An 11,991-nucleotide genomic window follows, 5' to 3' on the forward strand; every position below is an offset into this window, starting at 1 on the left:
ATTTTTTCCGTTATAAACAAAAAAATACACATAATTAGGTATTTTTTTTAACTGCTTTATGTTGTCTTTTTGCAATAGTTTAAAGCAAATATTTTGAAAAAGATCTCCTTATTAATCCTGCTTGGTGCATTTTCACTCAACTGCATTGCGCAATCAATTAAATTAACAAGTTCGTTTAACAAACGTAGCGCAACAGCTACTTCTACGGTAGGCTATCGCTTTATACCGTATGATGGGAAACTGTTTTTAGCGCTTGCTGCCAGTACAAACGTAAACCCAGACAATGGCTACCAATATAAGGGTAAAATTTATAGAGCTACTCAGGTTGCCGGTCTGTTGCCTAAGCTTAATGTTTTAAGAGCTAGCTACCCCAACGTTACGCTCAAAGTATTTTATAGGTCTGTTTTTAAAGAAGAAATTAACACCACGATAGATGGATTTTCTTTGGGCATATTGGGTGACGGCCAATACCTTAAAAATGTTTCTAAAACAGAACTCGCCGATATAGCCGGATGGAGGGTTGAAGGTGTATCGTTAAATTCTTATATACAAGAAAACTTAAACAAATGGTTTGAGGTAGATGAATTTTTAGCAAAACACGAAACCGGGATACGAGAGAAGGCAGAATTTGATTTATTGCTAAGCGAGGGAAATAGTTTTTTTGCAATAAAAGATTATTTACAAGCTGAAGCTAGGTATAAGCAAGCATTACGCTACAAGCAGAACGAGTCATTTATTAACCAACAACTTAGCGTTATTAAAAAGGCAATGGAAAATGCCGATAAAAAAAGGCAGTATGATGCTTTTATGGCCCTGGCTGCCACCTCGAAAGCTCAGAAAGATTATACTAACGCACTAAGTAATTATAAAGGCGCACTTGCTACGGGCTTTAATGATAGCTACGCAAAACAACAAGTAGATTTAATGACAGTTGAAATTAAACGCTTAAAGGACGAGCAGGAGTTGGCTTTGAAAAAATCTAATGCAGATTTGGCTTTAGATAAAAAAAAGTTAGACCAATTGAAGGCCGATGTTAACAATTTTAAACTACAGAAAGAAGCTGAGCAAAGAGTATTGGAAAAGGTTGCAGCGGAGAATGAAGAGCGTGAGCTGGCCAGGTTAGCTGAAATCGACAGAAGCAGGCTAGAAGCGGAACGTGAAGAACAGCAAAAAAAGGAAAAAGAAGAAAGAGATCGAAAAGAGAGGAAAAAGGAGGAAGAACGTAAAGAGCGTAGGAAAGCAAAACGTAAGGCGTTGGATAATCGTATCGAGGCAATTGAAGAGGTCATGGAATTTAATCCCGATAAACTTAAACAAAGTTTAGAGGCGGCTAATACCACCAAGGTTAAATCAGAAGCAATTAACCCTAACCAAGCCCTAGTTGTTAAAGCTGAGTGGTATGATTCAAACTCCTATATGGAGGAATTTAGGGATGGGCTTAATGAGCAAAAAAGAAGAAAGGCGAATGAAGATTATCTGCAATTGTTGTTGGTAAAAACGGATGTGGTAAATGATGCGATAAACCTTTACTTAAAAGCACTCGGCTACGCTGAATATGGCTCGGGCACGCATAAGTATATTCTACAACAAATTGATTTGCTTGCATCGGAATCTGAATTTTTAGATACCAGCGTTGAGTTTAATGCCGAGCATGAACAGTTGCGTAGAACTTATCAAGAGTCGAATAGGGTAATGTTAAAAATTCAGAAAATGGAATTTAATGCACAGAGAACAGCAAATGCTTTTAGTACGATCAATTATATCAATTCGCTAAATCGCAACGATGGTGCAAATACATCTTTTCAGCAATACGATCTGAATAATAGGTTAAATCAAGCACAAGAAGCTAATAAAGTTAACAATTTAATTGCTGGTGCATCTACTGGTTTAGCGATGGGAGCTTTGTTAGACGATTCTATGCAAGCGTTAAAATATGGAAATAATAGCATGGGATTTAATGTTCGCATTTCAGGAGGCTACATGGGCATTCCGATTACTGTTAATACAGATCCAGAAGGTTATGTGCCCTCAAGTACAGTTAAGTCACTTGATCCAGTTCACATTTTACCTGAGCTTGATTTCTGGGCACTTAGAAATAAATTTGTCGACATTGGGTTGACTGGTGGAGGCATACTGGGTGTAAATCCTATTACAGGCATAAAAAATACATTCTTTTCTTATTATGGAAAGGTAAAAATAAATGCAGGTGTAAAAAGAGTTAAACTGGCAATGGAAGGTGCTATGGGTGAGCGTTTTGGGAATCTTGAAATTGACAACGATGTTGCGGCAGTAGATGCTGGCTACGAACTAACTCCTGACGGAGCAAGGGGTGCAATTACCAAGGGTAAATTTAAGTATGGCTTTACCAAAGTAGGAGGTGGCTTACACATAGATATTTCGGATGATTACAACGAAAAATACGTTAGGGCTTTAATATTCACTGAACAAATCTCCTTTCTGAAAAATTCATTCACTAAAAATCCTATCTATTCCTATGCTGTAGAATTGTCGGTTGGGACAGGAATTACCATAAGTGGTGAGTACGCTGGTAATTATGTTTCTGGCGGTATCCCTCAGTATGATATGGAGAAAAAAAATAAAGCGCTATGGGCTTTTAGATTCGGTAAAATATTCACGCTAGTTAAAACTAAATAATATGAAAATTAAGAAATTATATATCATTGTTGTAGCGCTATTTTTGTTATTTCAAATTTCGTGCAACAAAGAAACACTAGTCGAATCAGGTACTAGTGGCTCAGAATTAGGCACACTAACCTTGTATTCTGATCGAACACTGTTTTGTGGGTCACTATCAGTTTATGTTGATGACCGCTTAGTCGGAAAATTAATGACTAACGTTAGTTCAACACCTAGCTGTGGAGCGCCAACCTCAGCTTCTGCAATAACCATTAAAGTAAAAGAAGGATTTCAGTATGTAAAAACAACCGGTAGTAAAAGCGCTTGCGTTATGTCTAACAGGATATGGGTTGGTAAGGGACAATGTGTAGTGAGTCCAATCCAGTAATCTTTTGCTTGTATTTAAACTATATGTATGCTACCTTACATAGCCATAAATACGCACTTAAAAAAAGCTCCTTAATTTCTTAAGGAGCTTTTTTTGTACTAAATATTATTGTCTCGGAGCTGCTGGTTTAGGCATCTCTTTACGAGGGATTTTAGCAGCACGTTCTGAAGTATGATAAACGAAAGAAGCTACAATAGTTGCAGATTTTTTCAAATCATCTTCTACCAAACGATCAAAAGTATCTTGGTTAGAGTGGTGCGTACGCGTATTGTAATCCATTGGATCTTGAATAAACTGGAAACCTGGCAAGCCAACAGCATCATAAGCTTGGTGATCTGTACCACCTGTATTGCCAACAGTTACCGTTTTTGCCCCTAAGTCTTCAAACGGATTTAAATAAGCTTGGAAAATATCTTTAGCAGCTACGTTACCTTGTAAGTAAATACCACGGATAGTTCCTGTACCGTTATCTAAGTTATAATAAGCGCTTAATTTTTCGTGCTCAGGTTTTGGTTTCATATCTGCTGGATCTGCAAAATGTTCTTTTACATAACCTCTAGAACCAAACAAACCTTGCTCCTCAGAACTCCATAATGCAATACGGATAGTACGTTTTGGTTTAAAGTCAATAGCTTTTAAAATACGCATAGCCTCAATCATTACGGTAGAACCTGCTGCATTATCTGTAGCGCCAGTTCCTGCGTGCCATGAATCGTAGTGACCACCTAACATTACAATTTCGCTTTTTAATTTCGGGTCTGTTCCCGGAATTTCAGCAATTACGTTGTAACCTTTAGGGTCTTTATCATAAAATGAAGTTTTAACTTCTGCTTCTAATTCTACTTTCTCGCCACCGCGTAACAAACGTAAAATGTGTAAGTAGTCTTCACTGCTAACTTCTAATTCTGGAGATACTGCTGGAGCATCTAACTTGTAAGAAGCGCCATTGCTGGTAAAGAAAGTACCATGGCTACCGCGAGCGTAAGTTAAGATTAAGCCAACTTGCTCTTCTAGTAACATTGTGTTAATAGCTGCTCTGGTTTCTCTCATTTTCATCATCATAGCCATTTGATTGTTAGCAGCACCTGGACGGTTGCCGCCACCCGGGCGACCAGCACCTGGAGCAGGTAGTTCTGCAGCTGCCATCTTGGCCAAATCCTCATCAGTATAACGTACTGCATCAGCTTTATAAGAATTTTTTAATGGCTGGATAGTTACAGACTCAATCATAATGATTTTGCCTTTTAACTTGCCTTTGTATTTAGCCAAATCGGTAACGGTATCAGCTTTTATTAAAATAACTTCAGATTTTATTGGACCATTAGTGCCCGGTGTCCAAGCTTTTGGAGATGCAATAATTGGACGGTAAAAAGGTGCAGTGGTAGCAGCATAATATTTGTCTACCTGCCATCCTTTGCCGAAATCGCCCCAAGCCTCTAAATGCACATTCTTAAGCCCAATTTCATTGAAATATTTTACTGCCCAATCTTGTGCTCTTTTTAAACCTGGCGAGTTAGATAAACGTGGACCTGCCACATCGGTAATTTTATAAGCGATTTCTGAAGCTTTAGATTTCTCTAAACCTTCAGTTCTGATCTTTTGTATAACAGCCGAGTTTACTGGCTCTTGCGCAAAAGAAGAAAGACATAAGCATACGGCCAATGCACTAAAAGTAAATTTTTTCATCATAGTTTATCGTTATTGTTAGTTGATTGAATTAACAGGTATGAATTTACAGCAAATGCCGATTACTTGTCGCATTCTATTCACAATTTTACATGTTTTGATTCAACTTATTATTGGGCTGTGTGTAGCTGTAAGCAAAAAAGCTGTATCTTTCTTTCTAAATTTCATTATATGAAGATAAAATTTGTAAGCTTTTTTATAATTCTGACTTTAATTTTAGTCGAAAACTCATTTTCTCAGCAAACAGTGGTTGCAGATTCAAAGATTAGTGAAATGGTTAAAGAAGTTTCGCCAACAAATTTGGAAAACATCATCAAAAAATTAGTTTCTTTTCATACTAGGCATACTTTAAGCGACACCTTAAGTAAAACCACCGGAATTGGTGCGGCAAGAACTTGGATTAAAAGCGAGTTCGAAAAATATGGCAAGGAGAATAAAAGTACGTTGCAGGTTTCTTATGATACTTTTATCCAAGAGGCTGATGGAAGAAGAATTACAGCACCAGTTGTGCTTAAAAATGTAATTGCAATTTTGCCCGGAACAGACCCTAATGATAAACGAATGTTAATGGTTTCGGGGCATTACGATTCTAGAGTTACCGACGTAATGAATGCAAAAGACTTTGCGCCGGGCGCCAACGACGATGCATCTGGCGTAGCCGCGGTGCTAGAGATGTGCAGAATAATGAGCAAGTATAAATTTAGTTCGACAATTGTATTTGTGGCCATGGTTGGCGAAGAACAAGGTCTTTACGGTGCAACCAACTTGGCAAAAAGGGCTAAAACCGAAGGCTGGAATGTCCATCTCTTAATGAACAACGATATTGTTGGAAATTCTTACGGCATGGAAACAGATATTAAAGACAACAAAAGTGTTCGTGTTTTTAGCGAAGGGGTTTCTCCTCTTGAAACACCAGCTCAGGTTGCTGCCAGGCAATCTGCCGGAACAGATAATGACGGCAAGGCTAGGCAAGCCGCTAGATATATTAAAGAGGTTGCCGAACGTTATGTTGACCAATTAGAAGTAAAACTTATTTACAGAAGAGACCGTTTTTTAAGAGGTGGCGACCATACACCGTTTTCACAGCAAGGTTTTGCCGCAGTGCGGATTACCGAAATGAATGAAGATTTTAACAGACAACACCAAGATGTAAGAACAGAAAATGGATTTAAGTTCGGCGATTTACCAGAATATGTAGATTATAACTATTTGCAAAAAGTAACACGTATGAATTTGGCCGTGATGGCTAATTTGGCTTTATCAAGTCAGGAACCGGAAAATGTTGTGGTTTTAACTTCGGGCTTAACCAACAAAACGGCTTTAAAATGGGAGGCGCCAAAAGGGAAAACTCCAGCAGGTTATTATGTATTGATGCGTGAAACTACAAGTCCGTTTTGGGAGAAAAAGTTTTTTGTGAAGGAAAATTCTGCAACGCTAAACTATTCAAAAGACAACTTTTATTTCGGCGTTCAATCTGTTGACGAGAGTGGGCATGAAAGTTTAGTTGTTACGCCAAAACCTGGCAGATAATCTAAAAGCTATATAACAAAAAAGGGCGCTATAAAAGCGCCCTCTTCAACTAAACTAAAAACTATTTTTTATTTGATGTTCTTTTTAGATAAAATAAAGTAACCTACAATAAACAACACTGCAGCGTAGGCTAAGCTTACCCAAATTTCTTGCGTAAAAATTGGAAACTCCTCCAATTTAGCATCCTTAACTCTTGTTACCCGTAAAGCTAGCGTTGGGTCGCTATATGGAATTAGGTAAGCGTGTTTCCAACCAACATTTGCCGTAATAATTCCTGCAATGATGCCTACAAAACCTATTCCCATTGGTTTTAAAAAATCAGACCAAATTAAACTCAGAACAAATTGTACAGATAAAATACCTAACGAAGCTAAAAATAATTTACTGTAAAATTTAAATAGGAGTAAAGTAGGGTTGTAATCTTTAAAGGTAAGTTTTGGAACTAAAACCTGTAGCAAATAACCTGATGCAATTGTTAACAGCAAAAATAACGACAAACAGATTACCAGTAGCAAAACTGCGTAAAGGTATTTTGCTGCATAAATAGAAAATTTGTTTAAGGGTTGTGCGAAAAGCGTTTTCCAAGTGTCGTTTTTATGTTCGATGTTATTTACCGAAAATGCCATAAACATTACGTAAAAAGGCAAAATTAGCATGCCCATTACGCCCAATGCAGCACCACTATATCTGCCCCATAAAATCAAGCCCGGGCTGTTAGCTTTTAATAACCTTTCCGTATCACTATAAAAACCAAAGGCTATTAACCCGCAAATAACAACGGGCAAGATAATGGCAGCCCAAAAAGCAAGCGTTTTACGAGATTTGTAGAATTCTGAAGTTAATGAAATATATAAAGAGCGCATATCAATTCTTTGAGGTAATGTCTAAAAATAAATTTTCTAGGTCTTTTCTTTCTTGAGCCAAACTATAAACGGTAACGCCGTTTTGCACCAGCGTACTGTTCAAAATGCCCATATCTTCCTTGCCTTTATAAACAATCGATATCGATTTCCCATCGTTTTGCAAAACCTCGGCACCGGCTGTTGCTAAAATATTTTGTGCTAATGCCAAATCATCAGCCTCAATTTTAACAAGGGGTTTACTCAAGCTCTGTAAATCGCCTATGGTACCTTGAAAAAGTAACTGACCTTTATTAATAATGCCAACATGCGTTGCCGTTCTTTCTATTTCTGCTAATAAATGGCTAGATACTAAAATGGTTTTTCCATGTTTGGTAACCAACTCAATCATTAGGTTTCTTATTTCTATAATCCCGTTAGGGTCTAAGCCGTTTGTAGGTTCGTCTAACAACAACAATTCAGGATCGCCAATTAATGCCAATGCAATTCCTAAGCGTTGCTTCATGCCTAAAGAATATTTGCCCGCTTTTTTATTGGCAGCTTCAACCAAGCCAACAAGGCTTAGCATTTCGTTACTTTTGTTCTTGTTAATGCCTAAAAGCATGCAACGGTTAACCAAGTTTTCTTTGCCAGTTAGGTGCGCATAAATTGCAGGTTGTTCTACCAAAGCGCCCATTCTTTTTAAACTTGCAATGCGATTAGCATTTAGCTCTTTGCCAAATACAAAAACTTGATCGGTAGGCGATTGCAAAAGGTTAAGCAAAATTTTAATTGTTGTGGTTTTACCCGCTCCATTCGGACCTAAAAAACCATATATACTACCTTTTGGCACTTGTAGCGATAAGTCTTTAACTACCGTTTGGTTACCAAAGTGGTAGTTAAGTCCAACAGTTTCTATTGCAAAATTGCTCATCTTATTTTAAAAATGCTTTTACAATACTGTTTGTTGCAGTTGGTGTAGTTTTTAAAACAACTTCATCTTCTTGCGTTGCAGTAGTGCTTGTAGCAAAAGCGAACAACATCATTATAAATACTGGAAATAATAAAAGTAAGAATGGCGATACGTTGGTTAACTTTTTCATGATTTCTATTTTTAGGTAATAGGTTTGTTTGTTTTGTTAACCAAAGAGAATGATTTTAAAAATACTGCTAAAATGTTTTAGACCAAGTGCAGATAATTATAGATAAACGGTTAAAATGAATAGTTTCGTGGCTTATTGCTAATTTTAGCCTTTTGGTAGAAAAAAATTGCCCGTTCGTCGAAAGTGGTGGCGTAAAACAAGAGATATATTTAATTTGTGGGATAGAAATCTAATAACAATCTGATGAAAAGTAAAGGCGCTATTGCGATGCATGTTATATTTTGGCTAATTATGTTAGCTATTGTGGTAATAGATATGCTCGTGTCTGAACATACGGTTAAAGACTACATTATTACCGATGGAATTTTTGGTTTGCTTAATGTCTCTATTTTTTATATCAATTATATAATACTTATCCCAGAGCTAATTCAGAAACGAAAAAAGTACTGGCTTTACATACTAGCGTTTTTACTTTTGGTGCTGGCCACTGCGGCTGTAAAAACGGTTTTTGCGGCTTTAAATCCCGAAGATTTATTGCAGGGAAAAGATGCTAGGGGAAAAATACACCACATTTCACTAAACATGTATGCAGTGGTCGTGTCGTTTATTTCGGGTTTCTTTTTGGTGTCTAGCTGTATCATTAAGTTTTCTATAGACTGGTTTAGCAACGAAAGGGTGCAACGTAACCTAGAGAGCGAAAAAAAAGATATGGAACTTCAATTCCTCAAATCGCAGCTTAACCCACACTTTTTGTTCAACTCGTTAAACAATATCTATTCGTTGGCGTACCAAAAGTCTGATAAAACTGCCGATGCTATTTTAAAGCTTTCTGAAATTATGCGTTACATGATTTATGAAAGTAACGATAGTTGGGTTGCGCTTAGCAAAGAGGTAGAATATGTTCAAAGTTACATTGAACTACATAAATTGCGCTTTAAAGATGGCGCTGCGGTAGAAATTACGTTAAATGGCGAAATAGATGGGCAACAGATTGTACCTTTAATCTTAATATCGTTTGTAGAAAATGCTTTTAAACACGGGGTAGCAAACGATCCGGAAAACCCGATAAAGATTAATATTATTGCAAACCAAAAGATATTGCACTTTAGCGTAAGCAACAAGAAGAACAAAACTAATAAAGATGCAATGGGTGGCGTTGGCTTAAATAACGTAGAACGAAGGTTGCAGTTGCTTTATCCCGATAGGTATAAATTAAATATTGTAAATTCGGCTACCCATTATACAACAGAGTTGATGTTGGATTTGTAAAAAATATAAAAACCAAAGGCAAATAAAATGATGAAGTTAAAATGTATTGCTGTAGACGATGAGCCGCTAGCACTAGATATTATTGAAGATTACGTTTCGAAAGTACCTTTTTTAGAATTGGTTAAAAGAACCGAAAATGCAATAGAGGCTTTACAGTTGGTGCAAGCCGGCGGTATTGATTTGGTTTTTCTAGACATCCAAATGCCAGATTTAACTGGGATACAATTTCTGAAAATTGCCAATGGAAAATCCAACTATATTTTAACCACAGCTTATTCGCAGTATGCGCTGGAGAGTTACGACTTAAATGTATCTGATTACTTGCTTAAGCCAATTGCTTTCGATAGGTTTTACAAAGCGGTAGAAAAAGTACATAATCAGCTGCAAAAGGCCGAACCTGTAGCGCCTGCTCCAGAACCACCACAAATACAAAGTTTTGTAAGTGCGCCGGCGCCACAGCAAGTACAGGATTTTATTTTTGTTAAAACCGAACATAAAATACAAAAAATACAGCTCGATGATATTCTGTACATAGAAGGCTTAAAAGATTACATCTCTATTTTTACCAAAACGGAGCGTGTAATTACTTTGCAGAATATGAAAAAGATGGAAGAAACTTTGCCAAAAGGCGATTTTATTCGTGTGCATAAATCTTATATTATTGCTTTAGATAAAATTGAAAGTATAGAGCGGAGCAGAATTTCCATCGCATCTAAAATCATCCCGATAGGAGATACTTATAGAGACGAGTTCTTTAAGCGTATCGACGGAAAGAATATTTAGTATAATTTGTCATTCAGAGCGAAGCAAAGGATCTATTGAATTGGGCTGTCAGTTTAGATTCCTCCAAAGTCGGAATGACAATCTTTCTTATAGCATGACGCAAAAACCTAATTTGTCGCCACCGGTTTAACCGAGTAACCTTTAGCCTGTAAACCTTTTATTAAACCATCCTTACCAAGTAAATGGCCAGCACCAACTGCGATAAATAAGTTCTCTTTTTGCATCATCGCAGGCAGTTTTTCCATCCATTTATCATTTCGGTTCTTCAGCAGTTTATCCATTTCTGCTTGAGTGGTATTATCGTCCACTTTGAATAGACTTTCCATTTTTGCTAAATCTTGCAAGATGTAATTTTGGTAAAGATCGTCTGCAGTTTTCTTGTTTTTAGCTTCTTCTTTAATGCTTTTTAGCAACAATTCTTTCTGGCGTTCTAGTGTGCTCCCGAAAAGAATTTCGCCTTGATCTTCTGCCGTTTCCAAACCGTAAACGGGTTTTCCGTTAGCACTAGCGTACGTTTGAAAATATTCATCTATTGCTGGGTTTTCTTTAGAAAAAGTAGATGGAGCAGTAAGGCCCATAATGGTAATTTGAATAGCCATCGGTTTCATGGAGTTAAACATTTTAAGGTCGTAGCCAGATACCTTTTTAAAATACTCTTCTACCAATTTATATTCAGTTGGCGTAAGTAACTTATCTAAAAAATTGTTTTTCATTAGCATAAATGGCACTAGCTTGGTTGCCATAGTGCTGTCCATCACCAATTCGCCTACAATAGCATTTGCATTTTTTAACTTCTCGTTTACTACAGTCATACTGTCTATAAAACTCTTGCCTGCAAAGTGGTAGGTGCCAAACATATAAGAAGGACTTTTAAGCCCATTGCCACTAATTTCCCAAAGTAAGGTATTGGCAGCTTTTTTATTTTGCGCATAGGCGGAAACAGAAAAGCTTAAAAATAGTACGAATAAATAACGGAATGCTTTCATAACGTGGGATGATTTGACCAAAGCCTAATTTAAATACTTTGATGTAATTTAGTTCTAATTGCACTTTCTGCAGCTAAAACAATCTCTTCGGCATTTTTATCGGTTTTGTCTATTGGGCTTAAAACCTCCCATTTTATCGGATTGCCAACCGTTAGCGGAAACATTCCATAACGTACAATTTTCCAAGAGTTTTCTATGGCTACCGGCACAACTAAAGCATCAGGCACAACTTTTAAAAGCGTTGCAATTCCGCCAACCTGAAAAGGTTTTAGTTTGCCATCTTTAGCCCTTGTGCCTTCAGCAAAAATAACGGTACTCCAATTGTTTTCTTTCATTCGTCGGCCTAACTTAATCAGTTCAGAAACTGCTTGTTTGCTATCTTTTCTGTTAATGTTTGCACCACCGCCAACACGCAGGTTATAAGAAATAGATGGTATGTTTTTAGTCAATTCTATTTTAGAAATAAATTTAGGCTGATGTTTTCTCAAGTGCCAAATCATTCCCGGAATATCATACATACTTTGGTGATTGGCAACAAAAATTATTGGTCGGTCTGTTGGCAGGTTTTGTTTGTTTATAAATGTTACCGAGTTAAATAAAGCCCAATTGCTGTAGGTTAAAAAAAGGTTTAAAATATCTACCGATGTTTTGTGCGCTTTATAACCGAAAAGCTTAAAGCAAACCCATTGAATAGGATGGAAGATACACAGAAATCCAAAAAATAGGATGTAAAATATAGGCGTAAATAGGTAGCCAAAAAACTTGCTCAT

General features: G+C 37.0%; 11 protein-coding genes. 5 read left to right on the forward strand and 6 right to left on the reverse strand.

Annotation, left to right across the window (positions count from 1 at the left end; all coding sequences use genetic code 11):
• The first annotated feature begins 93 nt into the window (after positions 1 to 93).
• Both DUT69_RS03065 and DUT69_RS03070 read left to right on the forward strand, forming a co-directional pair.
• Positions 94 to 2,655 carry a hypothetical protein gene (locus DUT69_RS03065; RefSeq protein ID WP_113651658.1) on the forward strand — a complete coding sequence of 854 codons (2,562 nt, stop codon included), beginning with the start codon at positions 94 to 96 and terminating at the stop codon, positions 2,653 to 2,655.
• 1 nt (position 2,656) lies between these two features.
• Entirely contained in the window at positions 2,657 to 3,025 is a 369-nt protein-coding gene (locus DUT69_RS03070) for a hypothetical protein (protein WP_113651659.1), read from the forward strand.
• Between the two features lie 105 nt (positions 3,026 to 3,130).
• Here the strand turns inward: DUT69_RS03070 and DUT69_RS03075 are convergent, their stop codons facing one another.
• Complete coding sequence (locus tag DUT69_RS03075; RefSeq protein ID WP_240186646.1) at positions 3,131 to 4,714, reverse strand: M28 family metallopeptidase; 1,584 nt, start codon at positions 4,712 to 4,714, stop codon at positions 3,131 to 3,133.
• 168 nt (positions 4,715 to 4,882) lie between these two features.
• Between DUT69_RS03075 and DUT69_RS03080 the strand changes: the two genes are divergently transcribed.
• Positions 4,883 to 6,241, forward strand: coding sequence for a M20/M25/M40 family metallo-hydrolase (locus DUT69_RS03080; RefSeq protein ID WP_113651661.1), 1,359 nt, complete (start codon positions 4,883 to 4,885; stop codon positions 6,239 to 6,241).
• 68 nt (positions 6,242 to 6,309) lie between these two features.
• Here the strand turns inward: DUT69_RS03080 and DUT69_RS03085 are convergent, their stop codons facing one another.
• Genes DUT69_RS03085 through DUT69_RS19150 form a run of 3 tightly spaced genes read right to left on the reverse strand, consistent with a single transcriptional unit; the run spans position 6,310 to position 8,183 of the window.
• Complete coding sequence (locus DUT69_RS03085; RefSeq protein ID WP_113651662.1) at positions 6,310 to 7,104, reverse strand: ABC transporter permease; 795 nt, start codon at positions 7,102 to 7,104, stop codon at positions 6,310 to 6,312.
• A 1-nt stretch (position 7,105) separates the two neighbouring features.
• The gene (locus DUT69_RS03090) at positions 7,106 to 8,014 is read right to left on the reverse strand and encodes an ABC transporter ATP-binding protein (RefSeq protein WP_113651663.1); all 909 of its coding nucleotides are present in this window, start codon (positions 8,012 to 8,014) and stop codon (positions 7,106 to 7,108) included.
• 1 nt (position 8,015) lies between these two features.
• Positions 8,016 to 8,183 carry a hypothetical protein gene (locus DUT69_RS19150; RefSeq protein WP_162796157.1) on the reverse strand — a complete coding sequence of 56 codons (168 nt, stop codon included), beginning with the start codon at positions 8,181 to 8,183 and terminating at the stop codon, positions 8,016 to 8,018.
• 243 nt (positions 8,184 to 8,426) lie between these two features.
• Between DUT69_RS19150 and DUT69_RS03095 the strand changes: the two genes are divergently transcribed.
• Together DUT69_RS03095 and DUT69_RS03100 are read left to right on the forward strand one after the other, a co-directional pair.
• Positions 8,427 to 9,452, forward strand: coding sequence for a sensor histidine kinase (locus DUT69_RS03095; RefSeq protein ID WP_113651664.1), 1,026 nt, complete (start codon positions 8,427 to 8,429; stop codon positions 9,450 to 9,452).
• 27 nt (positions 9,453 to 9,479) lie between these two features.
• Positions 9,480 to 10,235, forward strand: a complete 756-nt coding sequence (locus DUT69_RS03100; protein ID WP_113651665.1) for a LytR/AlgR family response regulator transcription factor — start codon at positions 9,480 to 9,482, stop codon at positions 10,233 to 10,235.
• Positions 10,236 to 10,342: 107 nt separating this feature from the next.
• Here the strand turns inward: DUT69_RS03100 and DUT69_RS03105 are convergent, their stop codons facing one another.
• Both DUT69_RS03105 and DUT69_RS03110 read right to left on the reverse strand, forming a co-directional pair.
• On the reverse strand, positions 10,343 to 11,221 hold the full coding sequence (locus DUT69_RS03105; protein ID WP_113651666.1) for a TraB/GumN family protein: 879 nt from the start codon (positions 11,219 to 11,221) through the stop codon (positions 10,343 to 10,345).
• Positions 11,222 to 11,250: 29 nt separating this feature from the next.
• Entirely contained in the window at positions 11,251 to 11,991 is a 741-nt protein-coding gene (locus DUT69_RS03110) for a lysophospholipid acyltransferase family protein (RefSeq protein WP_113651667.1), read from the reverse strand.

Origin of the sequence: Pedobacter namyangjuensis (assembly GCF_003313325.1) — a bacterium.
In the GTDB taxonomy this organism is placed as follows: domain Bacteria; phylum Bacteroidota; class Bacteroidia; order Sphingobacteriales; family Sphingobacteriaceae; genus Pedobacter; species Pedobacter namyangjuensis.

Excerpts from the sequence above, each read along its gene's own strand:
- DUT69_RS03070 (WP_113651659.1), top strand. The coding sequence starts at position 2,657 with ATGAAAATTAAGAAATTATATATCATTGTTGTAGCGCTATTTTTGTTA.
- DUT69_RS03075 (WP_240186646.1), bottom strand. The coding sequence starts at position 4,714 with ATGATGAAAAAATTTACTTTTAGTGCATTGGCCGTATGCTTATGTCTT.
- DUT69_RS03080 (WP_113651661.1), top strand. The coding sequence starts at position 4,883 with ATGAAGATAAAATTTGTAAGCTTTTTTATAATTCTGACTTTAATTTTA.
- DUT69_RS03085 (WP_113651662.1), bottom strand. The coding sequence starts at position 7,104 with ATGCGCTCTTTATATATTTCATTAACTTCAGAATTCTACAAATCTCGT.
- DUT69_RS03090 (WP_113651663.1), bottom strand. The coding sequence starts at position 8,014 with ATGAGCAATTTTGCAATAGAAACTGTTGGACTTAACTACCACTTTGGT.
- DUT69_RS19150 (WP_162796157.1), bottom strand. The coding sequence starts at position 8,183 with ATGAAAAAGTTAACCAACGTATCGCCATTCTTACTTTTATTATTTCCA.
- DUT69_RS03095 (WP_113651664.1), top strand. The coding sequence starts at position 8,427 with ATGAAAAGTAAAGGCGCTATTGCGATGCATGTTATATTTTGGCTAATT.
- DUT69_RS03100 (WP_113651665.1), top strand. The coding sequence starts at position 9,480 with ATGATGAAGTTAAAATGTATTGCTGTAGACGATGAGCCGCTAGCACTA.
- DUT69_RS03105 (WP_113651666.1), bottom strand. The coding sequence starts at position 11,221 with ATGAAAGCATTCCGTTATTTATTCGTACTATTTTTAAGCTTTTCTGTT.
- DUT69_RS03110 (WP_113651667.1), bottom strand. The coding sequence starts at position 11,991 with ATGAGCAAGTTTTTTGGCTACCTATTTACGCCTATATTTTACATCCTA.